We start from the raw sequence: 21,226 nt of genomic DNA on the forward strand, positions 1-21,226 counted from the left end.
ACTTCGTCGGGGTCTGGCTGAAAAGTATTATCAGGACATCTGGCCCGCTTATCAAGCTCCGAAATCGAAACGCAACCTATGGGAAATCTCCTCGCCGTCGACGCAGGCGGCACGTCCACCCGCGCGGTGGTGCTCACGGCCACAGGCCAATGCCTCGGCTACGGCAAGGCGGGATCGGGGAATCCGATCTCGTCGGGTACCGAACATGCCGCACGAGAAGTGGTGGCCGCGGCGCGGTCGGCGCTGGCACAGGCATCCGTGTCCGCGATCGACGACACAGCGGTGCTCGCCATGGCCGGGTCGCGCACCTACGTCTCCACCGACTGGATCACCGCCGCCCTGAACGCGGTGGATGTGCGGGGTCGCGTGGTGCTGGAGTCCGACCTGCTGGCGACGTTCTGCTCCGGGGCGTGGGAGCCGGACGGGTACGCCGTGGTGGCCGGCACGGGCGCCGCCGCGATCAGGGTGCGGGGCGGGCAGCAGGACCTCTCGGCCGACGGCCTTGGCTGGCTGCTGGGCGACGACGGCTCCGGGTTCTGGCTGGGCCAGCAGGTGGTGCGCTCGGTCGCCGCCCAGCTGGACGGGCGCGGTCCGCGCACGTCACTGACTCCCCTACTTTTGGGGGTGCTGAACGTGCCGGCCGACGCGTCGAACACGCCCGGCTACGACGGACGGCCGGAGTCCCTTCGGCTGCTGCTCGACGCTGTGTACGCCCTGCGTCCGATCGAGCTCGCCAGGTTCGCCCCGCTCGTGTTCAGGGCCGGCGACGACGAGGTCGCCAGCAGGATCGTGACGGATGCGCGTGCCGCCTTGCACACGACGCTCGCCGCGATCGACACCGCCGCCGTGCGCGGGCCCGTCGTGTGCGGTGGGGGTGTGCTCGGAGCGCTGGGACAGCCCGTCGAGGGTCTCTCCGGCGTGACGGAGGTACGATCGGTGCCCGACGGTGCGGTGGGGGCCGCGGTGCTGGCGCTTCGCCACAACGGCGTCACCGTCGATCGCGACGTTTTCGAGCGGGTGCGGGAGACTCTGGAGTCGCTGCGCGGTTAGGTGGCAGCCGCTGCCGGTCAGCCCAGGTCGCGGAACTGCAGGTCGTCGACCTCGGTCGTCGCGGGGGTGACGGGCGCGAATCGCGTGTACCCGGCATCCGCCAGGCGTGCCAGCAGCGGTTTGAGGTTCTTCACGCGGCGTTCCACCCGCACCCGGGCGCCGGAGTCCACGAGCTGCGCCTTGAGCCGGAACAGCGTCGGCGCGTCGACGTCGCGGTCGTAGACGAGCACCACCGCGTCTCCCGCGGCCTGCTCAGGCACCTCCACGAGGTCGACGATGCGCTCGAACCCGAGTGAGAAGCCCACGGCGGGCACATCAGTGCCGAGGAAGCGGCCGATCATGCCGTCGTACCGGCCTCCCCCGCCCAGCGAGTACCCGAACTCGGGGTGCTGGATCTCGAAGATCGCGCCCGTGTAGTAGCCCATTCCGCGCACCAGGTTGTGCGAGAAGACCAGCGGAGTGCCCGGAGAGACGGCGGCGACCGCATCCCGGATCTCGTGCAGGCTCCGGTACGCATCCGTGTCGAGCCAGGCAGGCGGTGGCACGACGCCGCGGTCGAGGTTCCAGCCGTCGTCGGGAAGGCCGGAGAGGCTCTCGGCGACGACGGCCGAGGTGGATTCCGGCACGAGACCCAGTTCGACGAGTTCGGCGACCACGCCGTCGACCCCGATCTTGTCCTCCTTGTCGATCGTGATCATGGCGCGTTCATAGTCGGCCTCGGCCACACCCCACGACGCGATCAGTCCACGCAGGATCGCCCTGTGGTTGATCCGGATCGTGCAGCCGGTGAGCCCGAGAGCGTCGAGCGTGGCGATCGTCGCCGTGATCAGCTCGATCTCGGCGATGACGCCCTGCTCGCCGATGATGTCGATGTCGCACTGCACGAACTGCCGGTAACGGCCCTTCTGCGGGCGCTCCGCCCGCCAGACCGGCGCGATCTGGATCGACTTGAACACGCTCGGCAGCGCCGCCCGGTGGCTGGCGTAGAACCGTGCGAGCGGCACGGTGAGATCGAAGCGCAGACCAAGATCGGTGAGAGCCTCGAGGTCACCGGCCGTCGCCAGCTCCGCGACCGCCTCCTGCGTGAGACCTCGGCGCAGGATGCCGAACGCGAGCTTCTCGTTGTCGCCGCCGAGTCCCGAGTGCAGTCGCGAGGCATCCTCCATGACCGGCGTCTCGATCTCATCGAAGCCCTGCGCCGCATAGCTGGAGCGGATGATGCCCAGCGCGTGCTCGCGGCGGGCCTTGTCGGCTGGGAGGAAGTCGCGCATGCCGCGGGGCGGGTTCACGGGTTGGGCCATGGCATCCATTCTTTCAGGGCCAGGCCGGACCCTTTTTGCGGTCTAGGTTCCGCCGCAGGTCTTACCGGCTTCGTTATACGTACCGCGAGAGGAGCGCCAGGCCGGCTTCACCATGGCCGTCGCGGATCGCGCGTTCGATGGTGTGTTGAGTCGCTCGCAAAGCACTGGCGTCGAGTCCCGATGCATCGGCAGTTTCGATGATGTGGGTGATGCCGGAGCGTGCGGAGGAGATGGTCGAGTGCTCGCCCGGGTAGCTGTCGTGCTCGAGCTGTTGGGCGAATCTGGTGATCATCTCCGGGAGCATCGCGCCGATCCCGGTCGCGAAGCGTGCGAATGCCGTTGGGGCGATCTGCTGTGCCCGCGCGAGAGCGAATCCGTGGACGACGCCGTGGACAGCCGTCGCGAAGACATCGAGCAGAGAGACGTCGAACGCGTTCGCGAGTCCCATCTCGTCTCCGAGGTCGACCGTGGTTCCGGCGAGTGCGCTTCGGATCGTCGACAGCGACTCGTACTCCACCTTGTTGCCGGAGAACAGGATCACACCTCCCGGAGTGCCGATCGTCGGGGTCGGGGTGAGGATCGCGCCCTCGAGGTATCGAACGCCTCGCGCCCGTGCCCAGGCCATGAAGTCGGTCGCCTCGGCCGGCGTTCCGCTGGCGAGGTTCACGAGGACGCGGCCGTTCCAGTTCAGGTCCGTTTTCTGCACGACCGAGCGGACGGCGGCGTAGTCGAGCAGGCAGGCGATGATGACGCTGCTCGCGTCGATGGCGTCGGAGACGGCGGCTGTCTCGGTCGCTCCGGCAGCGACGAGGTCGTCGCCCTTGCCTGCGGTTCGGTTCCAGATCGTGGTGCGGACGTCGGCGGTGAGGAGTGCGGTGGAGATGGCGCGGCCCATCGGGCCGAGCCCGAGGACGGTGGCGGATGGCTTGTCAGTCGTCATGGGCCCGACCGTATAGATTGACGTCAACGTGAAGGTCAAGAGGCTGTGAGCATGAGAATCGGAGATCTCGCCAAGCGGGCGGGTGTCACCCCTCGCGCACTTCGGTACTACGAGGAGGTGGGCCTGCTCGCCCCTGCCCGCTCATCGGCCAACTATCGCGAATACGCCGAGGCGGACGTGGCGACGGTCGAGCGCATCCAGGTGCTCCTCGCCGCTGGGTTATCGTCGTCCGCGATCGCGGAGATCCTTCCCTGCGTGCAGGACCCGACGGTGGTCGTCAGCGGCAGCTGCCCCGAGCTGATCGACGGCATCGCGGCCGAACGTGCGCGCATCACCGAGTCGATCGACCGCCTGCTCCAAGCCCGAGCCGTGCTCGACTCCATCGTCGGACTCCCGCTTCGCAGCACGCGCACGATCGGCGAGGCCGCGTAAAGGCATTCGGCGCACTCCCTTACGGATTTCGCCGTGACTACGGGCCTCACGCGGACGGCCCGTCGGCGCGCCGCCCCGCGGGGAATAGCGGAGGCGGCATCGGGATTGCACCATGCGATGTCAGAGAACACGATCTCCCGGGACGGCGTAGGGCTGCGCTCCGAGCGCGGTCCCATCCTCCTCTCGCTCATGCTCGCTACGGCTCTCGTGGCCCTGGACTCGACGATCATCGCCACGGCGTCGACGTCGATCGCGCGCGAGCTCGGCAACTTCTCGCAGATCCCCTGGCTGTTCTCGATCTACGTGCTCGCACAGGCGGTCTCGGTGCCGATCTACGGGCGTCTCGCCGACTTCTTCGGCCGCAAGCACCTCATGCTGATCGGCATCGGCCTGTTCCTGGCCGGATCGATCCTGGCGGGGTTCGCGTGGTCGATGCCGGTTCTCATCGCTGCGCGCGTCGTGCAGGGCCTGGGCGCCGGTGCCGTCCTGCCCATGAGCATGACCATCGCGAGCGACATCTACACGCTGAAGGAGCGCGCCAAGACGCAGGGATACCTCGCCAGCGTGTGGGGCATCTCGGCCGTCGTCGGGCCGACGCTCGGCGGCGTGTTCAGCGAGTTCGTGAGCTGGCGCTGGATCTTCTTCATCAACATCCCGCTGTCTCTGCTGGCGGCATGGATGCTGTGGCGCAAGTTCAGCGAGAAGAACCACGGCGAGCGCACCCGCCCGCGCATCGACTACGCGGGCGCCATCCTGCTCACCCTGGGGACGGCGCTGGTCATCCTCGGGCTGCTCGAGGGTGGCACTGCCTGGGCGTGGGCTTCGGTCACGTCGATCGCCGTCTTCGCGGTGGGTGCCGCCGCGCTGGTGGCGTTCGTACTCGTGGAGCTCAGGGCGGAGCATCCGATTTTGCCGCTCGGCGTGCTGAAGCGCCGCGTGATCTGGAGTTCCACCGTGGCGTCGCTGATCATCGGCGCCGTCGTGCTCGGCCTGACCACTTATGTGCCGATCTACGCGCAGAACGTGCTCGGCACGAGTGCCCTGATCGCCGGATTCGCCGTGGCCGCGCTGACCGTCGGCTGGCCGCTCACCTCCTCGATCGCTGGCCGGTTCTATCTGCGGATCGGGTTCCGGTCGACCGCGGTGATCGGCTCGGTGATCGTGGTAGGGGGCACTCTGCTGCTCACCATGCTCGCCACCGGGACCAGCGTGTGGCTGGTGGCATTGTTCTGCTTCGTGATCGGCGCAGGGATGGGGCTGACGGCGGTGCCGACGCTGATCGCGGCGCAGAGCTCGGTGGAGTGGCAGGAGCGTGGCCTGGTGACGGGGACGAACATGTTCGCCCGCTCGATCGGCTCGGCGATCGGTGTGGCGGTGTTCGGCGCGATCGTCAACGCGAACGCGACGATCGGCCCCGACGGCGCACCGCACGGTCCGCAGCTGGCGACGGCGACGCACCTGGTGTTCCTCGCGATCGCGATCGTCGCGCTCGCGCTCTTCGTGGTCGTGCTGCTGATGCCGACGAGGCGTTCGTCAGAGGTCGGGACCGCCACCGCGTCCACGGAGACCGCAGCCGCGCAGTGACTCGCGCCGTGGCTCAGGTGCGATCATCCTCGTCCGGGGCCGCTTCCGCCGAGCGGATGTCGTCCTGCAGGCCGCGCACGGCGATGCGCAGCGCGCGCTCCGCGTCCAGACCTTGGGCGCGGGCGGATGCCACGATCGACAGGAGCGCGGCGCCGAGCGCAGGCTCGCCGGCGAAGCGCTGGGACACACGCTCGACGGCCACCCCCACCCGGCCGGCGCGTGAGATGACCTTGTCCGCCAGGGCGAGGGCGGGCATCCCCTGCGGGATGCCGTCCAGCACGCTGGCGCGCTGACGCTTCTCGGCCGCCTTGGCCGCCGTCCAGAGCCGCAGCACCTCCTCGGGCGTCTCCGCCACCTCGTCACCGAACACGTGCGGATGCCTGCGCACCATCTTCTCGGTGACGTGGGCGGCGACATCCTGGATGTCGAACCTCTCCCCCGCTGTGCGCGAGGCGATCTCGGAGTGGAACGCCACCTGCCAGAGCACGTCGCCGAGCTCCTCGATGATCTCCTCGGTCGTGCCCGCCTCGATCGCGTCCACGAGCTCGTACGTCTCCTCGATCAGATAGGGCACGAGCGTCTCGTGCGTCATGGTCTGCGACCAGACGCATTTGTCGAGAACGGATGCCATGGCATCCGCGAACGCGTCCAGTCGCGACTGCGCGTCGGTCATCGGCTCTCCTGTCGTCTCGCTCGCCGCGCTTCATGTCGCCGGCGCCCTCTACGCTATTCGTGTGACCACGGCTCATCACGGGACCACTTCTGTTCACGGCACGTCTGTGCATCGGATCGTCGTATCGGTGTCGGACTTGGAGCGGTCGCTGGCCGTGTACGAACACGCGCTGGGGCTGTCGCGTCTGTGGTCGAACGACGAGGTGGCCCGCCTCAGCGCAGGCGACGTGGAGCTCATGCTGCACCAGCGCATCCACGCGCCGTCCGAGCTCGGCGTGGCGGCGACATTCGCCGTCGATGACGTCGATGCCGTGACGGCCGCGGCGGTCGCGGCGGGCTCGCAGATCGTGCACGGCCCGAACGATGAGCCGTGGGGCGAGCGTCAAACGGTGCTGCACGATCCGGACGGGCACGTGTTCTGCCTGGTCACGCCCATCCGCACGGCATGAGCCTTATCCGGTCGGAGCGTGCCGCCGCCGGCATCCTGCTGGGCGCAGCCGTGCTCGGGCTGGTGCTGGCCAACACGGCGTTCGGCCCGGTGCTGCAAGAGGTGAAGGCCGCGTCGTTCGGTCCGGCGTCGTTGCACCTCGAGCTGAGCGTCGGCGCGTGGATCAGCGACGGGCTGCTCGCGGTGTTCTTCTTCATCGTCGCGATCGAGCTGCGGCACGAGCTGACGGTGGGCGAGCTGAGCTCGTGGCAGAAGGCGCTGCATCCCGCCATCGCGGCGGTCTTCGGCGTGATCGCCCCCGCCCTCGTCTATCTCGCGTTCGCCACGGGCAGCGGGTTCGAGGCCGGATGGCCGATTCCGACCGCGACCGACATCGCCTTCGCGCTGGGGGTGCTCGCCGTCTTCGGGCGGGGTCTTCCGCATCGCATCCGGGTCTTCCTGCTCGCGCTCGCGGTGCTCGACGACCTGATCGCGATCGTCATCATCGCCGTGTTCTTCACCTCGAACCCCAATCTCGCCGACCTCGGGCTTGCCGTCGTGTGCGTCGTCGCGTTCGGCCTGCTGAGCCGGATGCTCCGTGGCCGCCTGCGGGGCCCGGTGGCGGTGCTCATGGTGCTGCTGGGCATCCTGACCTGGATGCTCGTGCATGCTTCGGGCGTTCACGCCACGATCGCGGGCGTCGCGCTCGGCCTCGTCATGTCGCGGGGGCCGGCGCGCCGAACTGCGCACGCGCTCGAACCGTGGTCGAACGGACTCGTGCTTCCGCTGTTCGCGTTCGCCGCTGCCCTCGTAGCGGTACCGGGGGTCCCGATCGACCGGTTGTCGCCGGCATTCTGGGGGATCCTGGTGGCGCTGCCGGTGGGCAAGTTCGTCGGCATCACGATCGGCGGTTGGATCGGCGGGCGGATCGGTCCGCGAACCAGCCGGCAGTCGAACGGTCTCGTCGACGGTCTGGTCGTCGCCGCGCTCGGCGGCATCGGGTTCACCGTCTCGCTGCTGATGAACGAACTCGCGTTCGAGAAGACTGCCGAGGTTCGCGACGAAGGCGTGCTGGCGGTGCTGCTCGGGTCATCCGTCTCGATCGTCGCCGGTGGCATCGCCGTCGCCGCTCTTGCGCGACGCTACCGGCGGCTGCATCCGCACGCCTGAGGAACGCATCCGTCTCAGCGGCTCGCGGGCGCACCGGTCGGCGGCGCCCATTCCTGAAGAGGCTTCTTGCGCAGCAGGCGCGGCTGCTTGCGAAACTGCCCGGTGACAGCGAGCACGACGATGATCACGGCCGCCACCGCCCACGGCACCAGTCCGAGCGGGCCGACGAGCACGGGGCTCGCGGTGGTGCCTGCCGCAGCGACCAGGGCGAGGAATCCACCGGCTGCGTTGAATCCGGCGTGCGCGAACACGGAGGGCCAGAGTGAGCCGCTGCGCAGGCGCAGCCAGCCGAACAGGATGCCGAGGAACACGCATCCACCCACCATCATCAGCACACCGAAGGCGTTCGGCTGAGCGAAGTTGTAGCCGAGAAGGATGACCGGCGAGTGCCACAGTCCCCACACCGCCCCTGTGACGACGAGCGCGGGCCAGGTGCCGAGGGGTCGCAGGCTGGGCAGCAGCCAGCCGCGCCAGCCGAACTCCTCACCGATCGTCGCGAACGCGTTGAACAGCGCTCCGAACGGGAGCGAGAGAAGCTGGATCAGCACCAGCAGACCGACGGGCACCGGGATGGGGCGACCGTGGGAGGAGACCTCGAGAATTCGCTGGAAGCCGGAGAAGTGCACGAGGTCAAGGTGCACGAGGCCGAACGCCGCCGAGATGAAGACGCCCGCGATGACCAGCAGCACGCTGCCGAACAGCCCGACGAGCGTCATTCCGATCACTCGTTTCACCGGCCGGAGGGGCCAGAGTCCGAGGTATTCGGGCAGCGGGCGCGGCCTGGGTCGTTGAATGAAGAACGCGACGATCAGGGCGGCCGCTGCCGGGGCGTACATCATGCCCGCGATGAGGAAGGTCGCTCCCGGCGTCGCCAGGCCCCTTCCGCTCAGCCACAGCGGCAGGGCGATCAGCCACGCGAGACCGAACGCGATGACGACGAACGCCGCCACGGAGGTCCACGGCACGCGCGCAGGGAATGGCGAGGGCTGGGCGGGAGAAGTCACGACGATTGACCTTTCGTTGTCTTGAAGTTCAGGGCATTTCGAGCTCAGTGAGTCGCGCCGGCAACGATCGAGGTGACGATCGATCCCACCACGACGACCGCAGCGATGATGCCGAACGCGATGCCGCCGGGACTGCCCAGGTTGATGGTCCAGCCCACGCCGAAACGCTTGGGCACGAAGGTCGCCGGGTCGTCCCGGTTGACGTAGAGCACGCCGAGCTTCCAGTACCGGTCGTCGTCGGGAGCCTCAGGCCGCGGCGACTCGGCAGCCGGATGCGCGGCCGCATGCGAATGCGTGGCAACTGCGCCACCTGCTGCGGCGGGAACCCCGGCGGAGTGCGTAGCGAGCGCATTCGCTCGTGTCATCGCCCTGCCGTACGCGACGACGATCCCGGCGGTCGCGCCGAGCGTGAGCACGAGCGTCAGGCCGATCGAGGCGAACATGAGGCCGGGCGACGACGGTGCGAGCCACGTTGTCGCGGCCGAGGCGCCGAGCCCGAGCGTGAGAGCCAGGGACAGGATGCCGAGACCGGTTGACGCGAGGTGCCGCTGTGCATCCGCTCGCATCGCCGACTGCGCAGGGGTGTCGGACGCCACCCTGCGGCCGCCGTTCGACCTCGTGACCCATGACATGCCATAGAGCCCGATCGACAGCGCGCCTGCCACGATCGGCAGGCTGAAGACGCTCCACACCGACTTCGGCGCCGTGCGGTCGACGTGACCGCCCGCTCCCCAGTGCACCGGCACGATGTCGGGCAACGACGCGTAGACGGCGATGCCGAGCGCGACGACGGCACACACCACGGCCAGTGACGCGAGCAGCCAGCCGATCGGCGGATGCCCGTGGCGGCGCGGTGAGGCGTCCGCCACGAGCCTCGTGGGCTTGCCCTCGTACCACCCGCCGTCGCGTTTGGCGGCGACGATGCTCCTTCGTACGACGACGTAGACGATGAACGAGAGCACCAGGAACAGCAGCGGCATGATCGCCACCGTCAAAACCGGGACGATGAGTGCGACGAGCGCACCGACGATGACGCAGATCAGCCATGCGATCGTGACGCACCAGCGGTAAAGGCGCACGGCCGATCGCACGGCCGGATCGGAGACGCGCTCGGTCGGCACGCTGACGCCGAGCGGCAGGGTAGGCCGCACGATCGACGGCATCGCCAGCAGGAGCGCTGCGATCACCGCGGTGACGACGATGGTGAACACGATGGCGAAGATGGTCACGAACGTGCGTCCTTCCGGAGATCGGGCTTCTCGCTCGCGGTGGGCGGAGTGCCCGGCCTTCTCCGCTCATCGTTCCGCGGGAATTCATCGAGCACCTCGCCGAGGAGTGCGGCGATGCGGCTCGTCTCCGCGCCGTGAGCGATAGCCTCGGCGACCAGCGTGAACAGCCGAGATCGCCATGCCGCCTCGGCCGCGTCGTTCCAGCCCTGCAAGGCGCCAGGAGCGACGACGGAGCCGGCGCTCCGGTGCGTGGTGAGCAGCCCCTCGGCACGCAACAGGTCGTAACCCTTGGCCACCGTCGCCGGATTGATACCAAATTCCATGGCGAGCTGACGAACCGAGGCGAGCGCTTCACCCGGCTCGAGCTCTCGCGTGGCGATGCCCTCGACGATGCGGTCGCGCAGCTGCTGGTAGAGCGGAACGTCCGACAGTGGGTCGATGGCGATCTGCATCATCCGCACTCCCGTTCTCGCTCACCGTACTATCTGTATTAGTAGTTATAACACAGTAGGAGCGGCGGAGTTCAACTCCGCGGGAACAGCTCCGCGATTGCGACGACGTCCTCGGGCGACGGATGCCATGCGGTGCCAGCTTGCGCATTGGCGACGACCTGCTCCGGTGTCGTCGCTCCGGCGATCACGCTCGTCAGCGCCGGCTGCGCGAGCAGCCAGCCGAACGTGGCCTGCAGCATCGTGACGCCGCGCTCGTCGCAGAACCGCTGGTAGGCATCCAGAGCGTCCCACGGCGCCTCGTCGAGGATGTGCCGCCGCTGCCGCATGATGCGGCTGTCGTCGGGTCCGCCCTTGCGAGAGAACTTGCCGGTGAAGAGCCCGTTGTACAGGGGGAAGAACGGCAGGAACCCGAGTCCGTAGTGCCGAGCGGCGGGGAGCACCTCGTGCTCGGCCTCGCGGTGCAGCAGGTTGTACTGATTCTGGGCGGAGACGAATCGCGGATGCCCGTGCAGCACGGCTTGGTATTCGGCGTCCGCGATCTGCCAGCCTGCGAGGTTGGAGTGCCCGATGTAGCGCACCTTGCCCTCGGCGATGAGGTCGTCGAGCACCTCGAGGGTCTCTTCGATCGGCGTGACCGGGTCGGGAGCGTGCAACTGGTAGAGGTCGATCCAGTCCGTCTTCAGTCGGCCGAGGGATGCCTCGACCGCGAGCCGCACGTAGCGGCGGGAGCCGCGCGCACCCCAGTCGGGGCCGTTGGCGCCGCGCATGTCCATGCCGAACTTCGTCGCGAGCACGACGCCATCGCGGCGCCCACGAAGCGCGTTGCCCATCAGCACCTCGCTGAGCCCCGGCTCCCTGCCATAGATGTCTGCGGTGTCGAAGAAGGTGATGCCCGCATCGATCGCGGCGTCGATGACCGCGGTCGTGCCCTCCTGCGTCTCGGTGCGCGTGTCGGCGCGACCGAAGTTGTTGCAGCCGAGGCCGACGGTGGAGACGACGAGGCCGGAGGGTCCGAGGGTGCGGTATTCGATATCTGGCATGGTGTCGACGTTATCGCCGGTGACGCATCAGCGACCGGCGGCGTAGCCCTGCGTACCGCGCGGGTTGGCGGCCGCCCAGAACAGACGCGGCGACTCCGTTCCGGCACCCGCCGGTTCCATGCCAACGGCGCTAAGGCGGCCGAGCGCCCAGGGGCCGGAGACCGTGACGCGGTGTCCGCGCCGACGAAGCTCCTCGATCACATCCGGACCGATCCGCTCCTCTACGACGAGACCTGCCGGCTCCCAGTCGCGCGGCCAGAAGCTGGAGATATGGCTGGTGGTGTGGAACGTGGGGGCGTCGATCGCGGCCTGCGCGCTCCAGCCTCCCACGAGCATCCTGAGCAGCGCCGGCAGCTGCCACTGGTCCTGCTGGTCGCCGCCGGGCGTGCCGAGCGTCAGCACGTGCTCGCCGCCCCCCGGCTCGGATGCCGTGATCAGCGTCGCCGACAAAGTCGTTCGCGGGCGCGCACCGGGTCGCAGAACCGTGGAAACGCTCTCGTCGAGCCACGCCATCTGCAGCCGCGTGCCGAGGCAGAAGCCGAGTTCGGGGATCGTCGGGGACGACTGCAGCCATCCGCCCGACGGAGTCACAGTGATGATGTTGCCCCAGCGGTCGACCACATCGAGGTGGCACGTGTCGCCGCGGGTCTGACCGTGCCGGTCGACGGTCGGCTCGCCGACGCCTGCCGCGCGGTCCTCGGTCTCGCCGGCAGCGTCGGACTCTTCGAGGCCGTCCTTGCCGGCGCCGGTCGCCACCGCCGGCAGGTGGGGAGTGCGCCCGTCAGGTGCGCCGGGTCGAAGCTCAGCGCTGGCGCTCTCCCCGATGAGAGCGGCACGGGACTCCGCGTACTCGGCCGACAACAACGTCGACAGCGGCACGTCGACGAAGGCCGGATCGCCGTACCAGGCGTCGCGGTCGGCGAGCGCGAGCTTCTCCGCCTCCGCGATCGTATGGATGCCGAGCGCGGTCGACGGGTCGAGGTGCTCGTCGTCGAGCGAGTGCAGGCGTCCGTATGCGTCGAGGATCGCGAGCATCTGCAGCAGTACCGGGCCCTGGCCCCACGGGCCGGTCTTGTGCACGCGCCATCCGCGGAAGTCGTAGGTCGCGGCATCCTCGTCGCCCGCGTCGAAGGCGGCGAGATCGGATGCCCGCATCACCCCGGCGTGATCGCGGCCGTCGCTGTGACGGTGCGGCTGCCGCGCGAACCTCTCGACGGCGTCGGCGACGAAGCCCGACTTCCACTCCCGCCGGGCAGCGTCGATCCGGTCCGTGCGGCCCGCGCCCTCCCCCGCGGGTTCGGCTGCCGCCAGCCGCCGAAGCACCGCCGCGTACGCAGGGTTCACGAGCAGTGCGCCCTCGACAGGCGCGTTGCCGTCGGCATCCAGCCAGAGAGCGGCCGATGTCGGCCAGTGCTGCGTGAAGTGCTCCCGGATGCGCTCGATCGTCGTCACCACGTTCTGATGTGCCGGATGCCCGTGCTCGGCATACCCGATCGCGTACGCGAGCACGTCTCCGAGCTCCCAGGTGCCGTGTTCGACGAGGAGCCAGAGCCAGGCATCCACAGACCCCGGAACGGCTGCGGCGAGCGCACCGGCACCCGGCACTTCGGCGAGGCCCTCGGCGTCGCGATAGTGCTCGAGGGTCGCGCCTGCTGGCGCCGGCCCCTGGCCCATGAGCACGCGGACCTCGCCGCCCGCGACGCGGAACAATCCCGTGAGATCGCCACCCGGGCCATTCAGGTGCGGCTCGACGATGTGCAGCACGAACCCGGCCGCTACCGCCGCATCGAACGCGTTGCCGCCGCGCTCCAGCACCGACTGCGCGGTCGCGGTGGCGAGCCAATGCGTGGAGGCCGACATGCCGAACGTGCCACGCAGCGTCGGGCGAGTGGTGAATGCGGGTGCTGGGGTGAAGGTCACGTGGTCAACCGTAGCGACGGGGCACGTCCGCACAGACGGCATTCCATTCCTTGTCATATTCCATCCCGCGGACTATCGTCCGGTGCATGAAGACGAACGAGCTGCGAGATCCGGCACTGTCGATTTTGACCGTACTTGCCGGTGGCCGACGACACGGATACGCCATCATCCGCGAGGCCGGTGAGATCAGTGAAGGGCGGGTGCGTCTGAAAGTGAGTTCGCTGTACGCGGCCCTCGACCGCCTCGCCACTGACGGGCTGGTGTGCCGCGCAGGCGACGAGACCGTGGATGGGCGGCTGCGCCGGTACTTCGCCTTGACGGATGCCGGCGAAGAGACGCTGCGCGTGGAAGCGGAGCGCCTGGAAGCGCGAGCCGCAATTGCGAGGCAGCGTCTTGCCGCTCGGCGATCCGCTCGCCTGGCGGGTGGCGTGGCATGAACCTTGCCATGAAGCGCGACTTCCACCGTTGGTCCGCCTGGTATCCGGCACGTTGGCAGGAACAGAACGGGGCCGCGATGCTCGGCACCTACCTCGACCTCGCCGACGCCGAAGGCCGTGATCGGCTGACTCGGTCGGAGAAGGTCGCGATGGTGGTCGGAGGGCTGGACGCGCGTGCCGAGCGGCTCGTTCCCGGTGCCGTGCGGGATCGGCTCACTATCGTCATGACCGGTCTGCTCGGCGCGTATGGGCTGATCACTGGACTGATCTTTGAATGGGCTCCCTGGACGTCAGCGGCGCGCGCGAATTGGCTCGACGGATACGGGAGCGCGGATCCGATCGGTTTCGGTCCATTCCTCAGTGCATTCGTCATCGTCGCCGGCCTTGCGATCGTCGCGTGGGCTTCCTCACTCGTCGGCCCGGTGTGGCTCTACCGATCCCTGCTAGTGGCCACGGCCGCCGCTGGCACCACCCTCGCTGGCGTGGGGCATCTCGGCGTACTCGGCGACCAGCCCTGGCTGAGCAGCGTCTCCTGTGCCTTCGCCGCGCTGATCGCACTCTTGGCGTTGCCGGGCCGACGTCCACGAGCGTCTCAATCGCTGATATGCGCTGGGATCTGGATTCTCGCATTCTGCGCATCCACCATCGCGTTTGGCCCGTGGAAGCCGGCTCACTTCTTCACCGGAACGGTTCCGGTTCTGGAATTCTTCAGCGGGGTCGTTCAGCCGATGCTCGCGTACACGGGATCGGTCCTTGCCCTCATCGTGGCGCTCCTGTTCGCTTTGATGCGCAGGTCCAGGATTGCGGCCGTCATCGTGCTTGCCACGACTCCGTGGTCGCTCCTGCTCATCAACAACGCTGGGCCCCTCGCGGGAGGCTCCCCCACCCACGAGTTGATGCTGGCGATCCCCCTCATTCTCGGATATGTCACGGCGACGGCGTTCGCGGTGGTGCTCCGACGCCGAGCGGATGTCCGCAACCAGACGGGACGCGCTGCGGAGATCGGAAGACGCTAGCCCGCCGCGGCCTCTTCGGTCTGTGCCGCCTCCGGCTGTGGGAAGATCGCGTCGAGCAGCCCTCGCACCCAGCCGATCAGGTCGGCATCCGGCAGTGATTCGCCGTCCACGACCGGGAGGGGCACGAGCAGCACCTTCTGAGCCGCCACGATGCGCGATTTCGGGTACATGCGCTGCAGTCGCACCTGCAGCGAGTCCCGCAGCTCGGCCGGCGCGATGCGCAGATTCGAACCCATCGCCACGACATCCGACAGCCCGGCCTGCTGGGCGCGGCGGCGCAGCCGTGAGACGGAGATGAGGTTGGTCACCGCCTCCGGCGGTGCTCCGTAGCGATCCGTGAGCTCCTCGAGCACGAGATCGATGGCATCCGGCTTCGCGTTCGGAGCGGATGCCGCCGACAGCTTCTGATACGCCTCGAGCCGCAGTCGCTCGGAGTCGACGTACTCCTCCGGAATGTGGGCATCCACCGGCAGTTCCAGCCGCAGTTCCGTCTGTCCCTCGGCGACCTCGCCGCGGAACGTGCCGACCGCCTCGCCGATCATGCGCAGGTAGAGGTCGAATCCGACGCCGGCGATGTGGCCGGACTGCTCGCCGCCGAGCAGGTTGCCGGCACCGCGCAGCTCGAGGTCTTTCAGCGCCACCTGCATGCCGCTGCCCAGTTCGTTGTTCGCCGCGATCGTCGAGAGCCGATCGTGGGCGGTCTCGGAGAGCGGCTTGTCGGCATCCCACAGAAAGTACGCGTACGCGCGTTCGCGGCCCCGGCCCACACGCCCGCGCAGCTGGTGCAGCTGCGACAACCCGTACTTGTCGGCGCGATCGATGATGATCGTGTTCGCGTTGGCGATATCGAGCCCGGTCTCGATGATCGTCGTCGAGACCAGCACGTCGAACTTGCGCTCCCAGAAGTCGACGACCATCTGCTCCAGCACGTGCTCGTTCATCTGCCCGTGCGCTACCGCGATCCGGGCCTCGGGAACGAGTTCGGCAAGCTGCGATGCGATGCGCTGGATGCTCGACACCCGGTTGTGCACGAAGAAGACCTGTCCCTCGCGCAGCAGCTCGCGCCGAATCGCGGCCGCCACCTGCTTGTCGGAGTACGGCCCCACGAACGTGAGGATCGGATGCCTGTCCTCCGGCGGCGTCGCCAGGGTCGACATCTCGCGGATGCCGGTGACCGCCATCTCGAGTGTTCGCGGAATGGGTGTCGCGCTCATCGCGAGCACGTCGACGTTCGTCTTCAGCTTCTTGAGGGCATCCTTGTGCTCCACACCGAAGCGCTGTTCCTCGTCGACGATCACCAGCCCGAGGTCTTTCACGACGAGGTTCTTCGAGAGCAGCCGGTGCGTGCCGATCACGACGTCGACCGTGCCGTCGGCGAGACCGTCCATGACCTCCTTCGCCTCACGGTCGCTCTGGAACCGGCTGAGCTGCCGTAGGTGCACCGGGAACCCGGCGAACCGTTCCTGGAACGTCTCGAAGTGCTGGCGAACGAGCAACGTGGTGGGCACGAGCAGAAGCACCTGCTTGCCGTCTTGCACGGCCTTGAACGCAGCTCGTACCGCGATCTCGGTCTTGCCGAAGCCGACGTCGCCGGAGACCAGACGATCCATCGGGATCGGGCGCTCCATGTCGGCCTTCACCTCGTCGATGGTCTGCAGCTGGTCGGGGGTCTCCACGAACGGGAACGCCTCCTCCAGCTCGCGCTGCCACGGCGTATCCGGCCCGAATGCGTGACCCTTCGACGCCATCCGCGCCGAATACAGCTTCACGAGCTCGACGGCGATGTCGCGCACCGCTTTTCGCGCGCGACCCTTCGCCTGCGACCAGTCGCTGCCGCCCATCTTCGACAGCTGCGGAGCCTCGCCGCCGACGTAGCGGCTTAGCAGATCCAGCTGGTCGGTCGGAACGTAAAGCTTGTCGCCCGGATACCCGCGCTTCGACGGCGCGTACTGCAGCACTAGGTACTCGCGTTTGGATTTCACCGCGTTGCGGCCGCCGCTGGAGACCTCGCGCTGCACGAGCTCCACGAACTTCCCGATGCCATGCGTCTCGTGCACCACGAAGTCGCCCGCCTTCAACTGCAGCGGATCCACGACGTTCTTGCGCCGAACGCCGAGCTTCTTGACCTGCCTGGAGTCGTAGCCGATCGTGCGGCCATAGAACTCGGTCTCGCCGATCAGGGCGAGCTTCGCCTCCGGCAGCTCGAAGCCCTGCTCGACGGATGCCGCAAGCACGTAGGCGACGCCGCTGGAGGCATCCGCCGGGTAGTCCTCGACCTGCCGCGCAGCGATCCCGTGCTCGGACAGCACGTCGACCGCGCGTTCCACGAGACCGTGTCCCTCCGCGACGATGGCGATCCGCCATCCTTCGGACAACCTCTGGGCCACGTGGCCCACCGCGCCGTCGACGTTCCCCGCGAAGCTCGGGACGGCTTCGGCCGCCACGCGCACGTAGTCGCCCGCAGACTCGACGAGGTCTTCGACGGACTGCTCGGCGATCGGCACGATCGGCTCGGCTCCCCCGGTGTCGAAGCCGGAGAACGTCCACCAGGGGTGGTCGGGCGCCTGCTCTCCCGGCCGGCTGAGCTGCGCGGCGTCGCGTAACTGCCGCAGCGACAGGAAGTCGCCGGAGGCCAGGTCGATCGGCGCGGCGGCACCGACCGTCGCCGCACTCCACGCGGCCTCGAGGAACTCGCGGTTCGTCTCCGCCAGGCTCACCGCTCGCGCGGCGACGCGCTCCGGACCCATCACGGCCACTGCTGCCCCGTCCGGCAGATACTCAGTGAGCGGCACCAGCCGGTCGACGAGGGCCGGTGCCAGCGATTCCATTCCCTCGACCGGGATGCCCTCCGCCACCTTGGTCAGCAGCTGCTCGAGGCCGGGGAACTCGTGCGCCATCTCGGCGGCGCGTTGCCTGACGGCGTCCGTCAGCAGCAGCTCGCGCGCGGGCGCCAGTTGCACCTCGGGCACATCGTGCGGCAGCGACCGCTGGTCGGCCACCGAGAATGCCCGGATCTGCTCGACCTCGTCACCGAAGAAGTCCACCCGCACCGGATGCTCCGCCGTCGGCGGGAACACGTCGAGGATGCCTCCACGCACCGCGAACTCACCCCGGCGCGTCACCATGTCGACGCGTGCGTACGCCATGTCGACGAGGTGCGACGCAATGCCGGTCAGATCGTTGCCCCTGCTGCCCTCGGCCAGCACGATGGGCTCCAGCAGGTCCAGGCCCGCGGCGAGCGGCTGGAGCGCGGCGCGAACCGAGGCGACGACGACAAGCGGATGCCCGGCATCCGGCTCCCACTTGGTCAGCCTTCGCAGCGCGGTCAGTCGTTTGCCCACGATCTCGGCGCTCGGGCTCAATCGCTCGTGCGGCAGGGTCTCCCACGCCGGGAACTCCACCACCTCCGCGTGCGGTGCCACGGACCCGAGTGCGGAGCGCAGGGCCTCCGACTCTCGGCCCGTGGCGGTGACGACGAGCAGCACCTGCTTGTCGGCGGGACGATTGCCGAGCAGCGCCACCGCGAGGGGAACGCGCAGGCCACTCGTCACCGAGAAGTCCGCATCGCGGTTCGCGTAGGCGAGGGCGTCAGCGAATGTCTGGGCGCGCGAGAGCGCCTCGGTCAAGCCCTCGAGGATCACTCGGTCCAGTGTAGATACCGCGTCAGACACCGTCGGACACCTGCCTCGCGAACTTTTTCTCTGAGCGCGGAATACCGCTCCATCCCATGCGTTTGCATACGTGTGCGGCACCGGCCCGCACGACTCTTTCCTTTCATCAGCACACGAGGAGAACCATGACCGACACCGCCACGACCACACTCGAGATTCCCGGCTACCGCGAGGGCACCTGGGTGATCGACCCCGCGCACAGCGAGGTGGGTTTCAGCATCCGTCACCTGATGATCAGCAAGGTGAAGGGCAAGTTCGAGAAGTTCCAGGCGTCGTTCGTCACGCCAGCCAACCCGCTCGAGGCGAGCGTGACGGCCAGCGCCGAGGTGGCATCCATCTCCACCGGTGACCCGAACCGTGACGGCCACCTGCGCACCGGCGACTTCTTCGAGGCCGACACCTACCCGACCATCGACTTCGTCTCCACCGGCGCCCGCGTGGAGAACGGCGACTTCTTCGTCGACGGAGATCTGACCATCAAGGGCGTCACCAAGCCGGTCACGTTCGAGTTCGACTTCGGCGGTTTCGGGGCGGATGCCTACGGCAACTACAAGGCAGGCGCCAGCGCCAAGGCTGTCGTCAACCGTGAAGACTTCGGTCTCACCTGGAACGCGGCGCTCGAGACCGGCGGCATGCTTCTCGGCGACACCGTGACCATCACGATCGACTTGCAGGCAGCCCTGGAGTCCTGACACTCCGCCCGGCGAGCCCCGCACGTCGAGCCACCCCCGTACTGCCGAGCCACCCCCAGATTCACGCGAATATGGGGGTGGTTCGGCAGTTTGCGGCTGGCTGGGCGAGGTGCCCGATGGTACCCGCAACCCCGTGACGGGTGCGAGGCAGCGTCGATAGGCTCGCCGCATGGCGACCGAGATCACGACCATCGACTACACCGTCCCCGCCGATGTCTATGCCCGCTACGGAGCCGACTTCGACACCGAGGCGGTGAATGACGCCGTGCTGGCCGAGCTGAACGCGATCATCCCGCAAGGGATCGTCGTGCAGCGCAACGGCCGGGTGTTCGCGGAGAAGGATGTCGAGGATGTCGCGCGCGAGCTCGACTGGACGCAGCTGCTCGCCCACATCGACCTCGACCAGATCCTCGCGGCCCACGGCCGCTGAGGCGGCCGAACCCGTCCGGCCGCGGAGGAGATTCCGGCAGCCGCTGACCACCCTGCGGCGTAGTAGAGGAAGAGCAGTTCGAGCTCGTCATCGTCGCGGCGAGCTTGCCTCTGCGTCGTCCTCTGCGCCGGTGCCGCCGCCGACGGCCGCCCGCACGCGCAGCACGCCGATGAGCGACACGAGCGACACGATCGCCCACACGCCCTCCAGCAGCAGGAATCCCCACTGCGCCTCGACCACCGCATCGACGGCGAGGATGCCCGAACCCACCACGTTCAGAACGAGATACGTCGGCGACTTCGGATTCAGCACACCCCACTGAGCGAGTGCGAACCCCGCGAGCACGAGTAGCGAGCCGATGACCTGGATGAGGATGTCCACGATGCTCTCCCGAGCGTCGTCGTCGGATCCGGGTACGGCGCGTCTCGTCCGGGGAACGACGAGAAACCGCCGGTCCTCGGCGACGCTATCCGATCGGCCTGGGCACGCACTGGGCAGCCCCGGGCCGCTCGGCTACCGAGGTTCAGAGCGTGATCTCGTAGTGGATGAATCCGCTCCGCTGTGCCACCCGATCGTAGAGGGAACGAGCGGTGGCGTTCGTCTCGGCCGTAAGCCAGTAGACCTTCGCCGAACCGTGTTCCTCCGCCCACGCTCGCACATGCTCGATCAATGCCGCGCCTGCTCCGGTGCGACGTGCATCCGGTGAGACGAAGAGATCCTCGAGGTAGCAGTAGTCCGCCGTCGTCCAGGTCGCAGCGTGCGTCAGCCAGTGGACCAGCCCGATCGCCCGCCCTTGCTCATCCCGAGCCAGCGCACCGTGGATCTCCGTGTCGAGCAATCGGGTGAACAGCGCGTCGATGGTCGCTTCATCCAGGTGGGCTGCATAGAACGTGAGGTATCCGCGGAACAGCTCGAGCCATTCGGCGCGATCTTCGGGGCGCACGGGCGCGATGCCAACCATTGTCGAAGCTTAGGCGACGCTCCGCCGCTCGATCGACGTGGGAACCGCGTCAGACCCAGCCGCGCAGGGCCCTCTGGAAGCCGTCGAAGTCGTCCCGGTGCACGGTGTGGCCGGCGCCGGCGACGACGCGAACTTCGAAGCCGAGGCCACGCATCCGCTCCGCCACGGGCTCGCTCACCAGCCGGGAGCGGTCGGCGAGCATCATCAGCGACGGCACGACCATGCGGTCGGGCGCACTCAGGGGCATGGCCCGGCCGTCGCCGAACCGCCGGAAGAAGCGCCGGTCGAATGCCGCGTAGTCGGAAACCTCGATCTCGACGTCGACCTTGTGCCAGCGCGGGTTGCTGCGGGCGACCGCCTTCTCCGGCCGGTTGAGCAGGCTGTGGAAGAGCATCGGCGCTCCTGCGCGTTGCCACCAGGGCAGCCGCGTGCCGAGGAACGCCGGATCGATGTAGACGGCACGCTCGGGCTGAAGCCGTCGCACGAGACGCGAAAGCGTCAGGCCCCCGAGCGAATGCCCGATGGCGAGCTCCGGTCTCAGGGGAACGCTGTCAGCGATGCTCCGCACGAGCTCCGCAACGGAATACGACAGCGAGCGCGGGCTCTTCCCGTGTCCGGCGAGGTCGACGGCGACGACGCGGTAGCCCTGTTCGGCGAGCGCGGGACCTACCCGGTGCCAGGTGCGAGAGCTGCTGAACAGGCCGTGCACGAGAACGGCCACCCGGTCGCCGGTGCCCCATTCCCGGGTGAACAACTGCATGGTGCGAAGCTACGTCACGCTGGTGTGCGGATGCCTCG

The 21,226-nt window shown here is 68.3% G+C and carries 21 protein-coding genes and 1 riboswitch; of the genes, 9 read left to right on the forward strand and 12 right to left on the reverse strand.

Annotation, left to right across the window (positions count from 1 at the left end):
* Positions 1-78 precede the first annotated feature (78 nt).
* The gene (locus tag ACYVI5_RS11620) at positions 79-1,050 is read left to right on the forward strand and encodes an N-acetylglucosamine kinase (protein ID WP_460580298.1); all 972 of its coding nucleotides are present in this window, start codon (positions 79-81) and stop codon (positions 1,048-1,050) included.
* Between the two features lie 17 nt (positions 1,051-1,067).
* Here ACYVI5_RS11620 and hisS read toward each other — a convergent pair whose 3' ends face one another.
* Both hisS and ACYVI5_RS11630 read right to left on the reverse strand, forming a co-directional pair.
* Positions 1,068-2,351: a histidine--tRNA ligase gene (gene hisS, locus ACYVI5_RS11625; RefSeq protein ID WP_460580299.1), complete on the reverse strand. Its 1,284-nt coding sequence runs from the start codon at positions 2,349-2,351 to the stop codon at positions 1,068-1,070.
* Between the two features lie 73 nt (positions 2,352-2,424).
* The gene (locus ACYVI5_RS11630) at positions 2,425-3,291 is read right to left on the reverse strand and encodes an NAD(P)-dependent oxidoreductase (RefSeq protein WP_460580300.1); all 867 of its coding nucleotides are present in this window, start codon (positions 3,289-3,291) and stop codon (positions 2,425-2,427) included.
* A gap of 51 nt (positions 3,292-3,342) precedes the next feature.
* Between ACYVI5_RS11630 and ACYVI5_RS11635 the strand changes: the two genes are divergently transcribed.
* Positions 3,343-3,723 carry a MerR family transcriptional regulator gene (locus tag ACYVI5_RS11635; protein ID WP_460580301.1) on the forward strand — a complete coding sequence of 127 codons (381 nt, stop codon included), beginning with the start codon at positions 3,343-3,345 and terminating at the stop codon, positions 3,721-3,723.
* Between the two features lie 117 nt (positions 3,724-3,840).
* Positions 3,841-5,307, forward strand: coding sequence for an MDR family MFS transporter (locus ACYVI5_RS11640; protein ID WP_460580302.1), 1,467 nt, complete (start codon positions 3,841-3,843; stop codon positions 5,305-5,307).
* A gap of 13 nt (positions 5,308-5,320) precedes the next feature.
* Here ACYVI5_RS11640 and ACYVI5_RS11645 read toward each other — a convergent pair whose 3' ends face one another.
* Entirely contained in the window at positions 5,321-5,980 is a 660-nt protein-coding gene (locus ACYVI5_RS11645) for a nucleoside triphosphate pyrophosphohydrolase (protein WP_460580303.1), read from the reverse strand.
* Between ACYVI5_RS11645 and ACYVI5_RS11650 the strand changes: the two genes are divergently transcribed.
* Together ACYVI5_RS11650 and nhaA are read left to right on the forward strand one after the other, a co-directional pair.
* Positions 5,937-6,428 (forward strand): VOC family protein, encoded by a 492-nt coding sequence (locus ACYVI5_RS11650; RefSeq protein ID WP_460580304.1) that lies wholly within the window; start codon positions 5,937-5,939, stop codon positions 6,426-6,428. The two genes, ACYVI5_RS11645 and ACYVI5_RS11650, sit on opposite strands and share 44 nt — an antisense overlap.
* Positions 6,425-7,576 (forward strand): Na+/H+ antiporter NhaA, encoded by a 1,152-nt coding sequence (gene nhaA, locus ACYVI5_RS11655; RefSeq protein WP_460580305.1) that lies wholly within the window; start codon positions 6,425-6,427, stop codon positions 7,574-7,576. Before ACYVI5_RS11650 ends, nhaA begins: the two co-directional genes overlap by 4 nt.
* A 14-nt stretch (positions 7,577-7,590) precedes the next feature.
* On the opposite strand, the gene ACYVI5_RS11660 is transcribed toward nhaA, so the two are convergent.
* The 5 genes from ACYVI5_RS11660 to ACYVI5_RS11680 all read right to left on the reverse strand — a co-directional run bounded on the left by ACYVI5_RS11660 (position 7,591) and on the right by ACYVI5_RS11680 (position 13,221).
* The gene (locus ACYVI5_RS11660) at positions 7,591-8,541 is read right to left on the reverse strand and encodes a lysostaphin resistance A-like protein (RefSeq protein WP_460580306.1); all 951 of its coding nucleotides are present in this window, start codon (positions 8,539-8,541) and stop codon (positions 7,591-7,593) included.
* A gap of 83 nt (positions 8,542-8,624) precedes the next feature.
* Complete coding sequence (locus ACYVI5_RS11665; protein ID WP_460580307.1) at positions 8,625-9,809, reverse strand: DUF1648 domain-containing protein; 1,185 nt, start codon at positions 9,807-9,809, stop codon at positions 8,625-8,627.
* Positions 9,806-10,264, reverse strand: a complete 459-nt coding sequence (locus tag ACYVI5_RS11670) for a GntR family transcriptional regulator (RefSeq protein ID WP_460580308.1) — start codon at positions 10,262-10,264, stop codon at positions 9,806-9,808. The genes ACYVI5_RS11665 and ACYVI5_RS11670 overlap by 4 nt, the downstream gene beginning before the upstream one ends.
* A 68-nt stretch (positions 10,265-10,332) precedes the next feature.
* A complete protein-coding gene (locus ACYVI5_RS11675; protein ID WP_460580309.1) occupies positions 10,333-11,301 on the reverse strand; it encodes an aldo/keto reductase in 969 nt (322 codons plus the stop codon).
* A gap of 27 nt (positions 11,302-11,328) precedes the next feature.
* Positions 11,329-13,221 carry a gamma-glutamyltransferase family protein gene (locus ACYVI5_RS11680; protein ID WP_460580310.1) on the reverse strand — a complete coding sequence of 631 codons (1,893 nt, stop codon included), beginning with the start codon at positions 13,219-13,221 and terminating at the stop codon, positions 11,329-11,331.
* Between the two features lie 86 nt (positions 13,222-13,307).
* Here ACYVI5_RS11680 and ACYVI5_RS11685 point away from each other — a divergent pair, with 86 nt between their 5' ends.
* Together ACYVI5_RS11685 and ACYVI5_RS11690 are read left to right on the forward strand one after the other, a co-directional pair.
* Positions 13,308-13,658, forward strand: coding sequence for a PadR family transcriptional regulator (locus ACYVI5_RS11685; protein WP_460580311.1), 351 nt, complete (start codon positions 13,308-13,310; stop codon positions 13,656-13,658).
* Positions 13,655-14,674, forward strand: a complete 1,020-nt coding sequence (locus tag ACYVI5_RS11690; RefSeq protein WP_460580312.1) for a hypothetical protein — start codon at positions 13,655-13,657, stop codon at positions 14,672-14,674. Before ACYVI5_RS11685 ends, ACYVI5_RS11690 begins: the two co-directional genes overlap by 4 nt.
* On the opposite strand, the gene mfd is transcribed toward ACYVI5_RS11690, so the two are convergent.
* Positions 14,671-18,315: a transcription-repair coupling factor gene (gene mfd / locus ACYVI5_RS11695; RefSeq protein WP_460580313.1), complete on the reverse strand. Its 3,645-nt coding sequence runs from the start codon at positions 18,313-18,315 to the stop codon at positions 14,671-14,673. The genes ACYVI5_RS11690 and mfd overlap by 4 nt on opposite strands.
* 155 nt (positions 18,316-18,470) lie before the next feature.
* Here mfd and ACYVI5_RS11700 point away from each other — a divergent pair, with 155 nt between their 5' ends.
* A complete protein-coding gene (locus tag ACYVI5_RS11700; RefSeq protein WP_460534646.1) occupies positions 18,471-19,037 on the forward strand; it encodes a YceI family protein in 567 nt (188 codons plus the stop codon).
* A gap of 169 nt (positions 19,038-19,206) precedes the next feature.
* Entirely contained in the window at positions 19,207-19,467 is a 261-nt protein-coding gene (locus ACYVI5_RS11705) for a hypothetical protein (RefSeq protein ID WP_460534648.1), read from the forward strand.
* 87 nt (positions 19,468-19,554) lie between these two features.
* On the opposite strand, the gene ACYVI5_RS11710 is transcribed toward ACYVI5_RS11705, so the two are convergent.
* The 3 genes from ACYVI5_RS11710 to ACYVI5_RS11720 all read right to left on the reverse strand — a co-directional run bounded on the left by ACYVI5_RS11710 (position 19,555) and on the right by ACYVI5_RS11720 (position 21,188).
* Entirely contained in the window at positions 19,555-19,848 is a 294-nt protein-coding gene (locus ACYVI5_RS11710; protein ID WP_460580314.1) for a CBU_0592 family membrane protein, read from the reverse strand.
* 10 nt (positions 19,849-19,858) lie between these two features.
* Positions 19,859-19,924, reverse strand: a riboswitch (guanidine-III (ykkC-III) riboswitch).
* A 66-nt stretch (positions 19,925-19,990) separates the two neighbouring features.
* Positions 19,991-20,428: a GNAT family N-acetyltransferase gene (locus tag ACYVI5_RS11715; protein ID WP_460580315.1), complete on the reverse strand. Its 438-nt coding sequence runs from the start codon at positions 20,426-20,428 to the stop codon at positions 19,991-19,993.
* Positions 20,429-20,477: 49 nt separating this feature from the next.
* The gene (locus tag ACYVI5_RS11720) at positions 20,478-21,188 is read right to left on the reverse strand and encodes an alpha/beta fold hydrolase (RefSeq protein WP_460580316.1); all 711 of its coding nucleotides are present in this window, start codon (positions 21,186-21,188) and stop codon (positions 20,478-20,480) included.
* Positions 21,189-21,226: the final 38 nt, after the last annotated feature.

This window comes from Humibacter ginsengisoli (assembly GCF_054780095.1).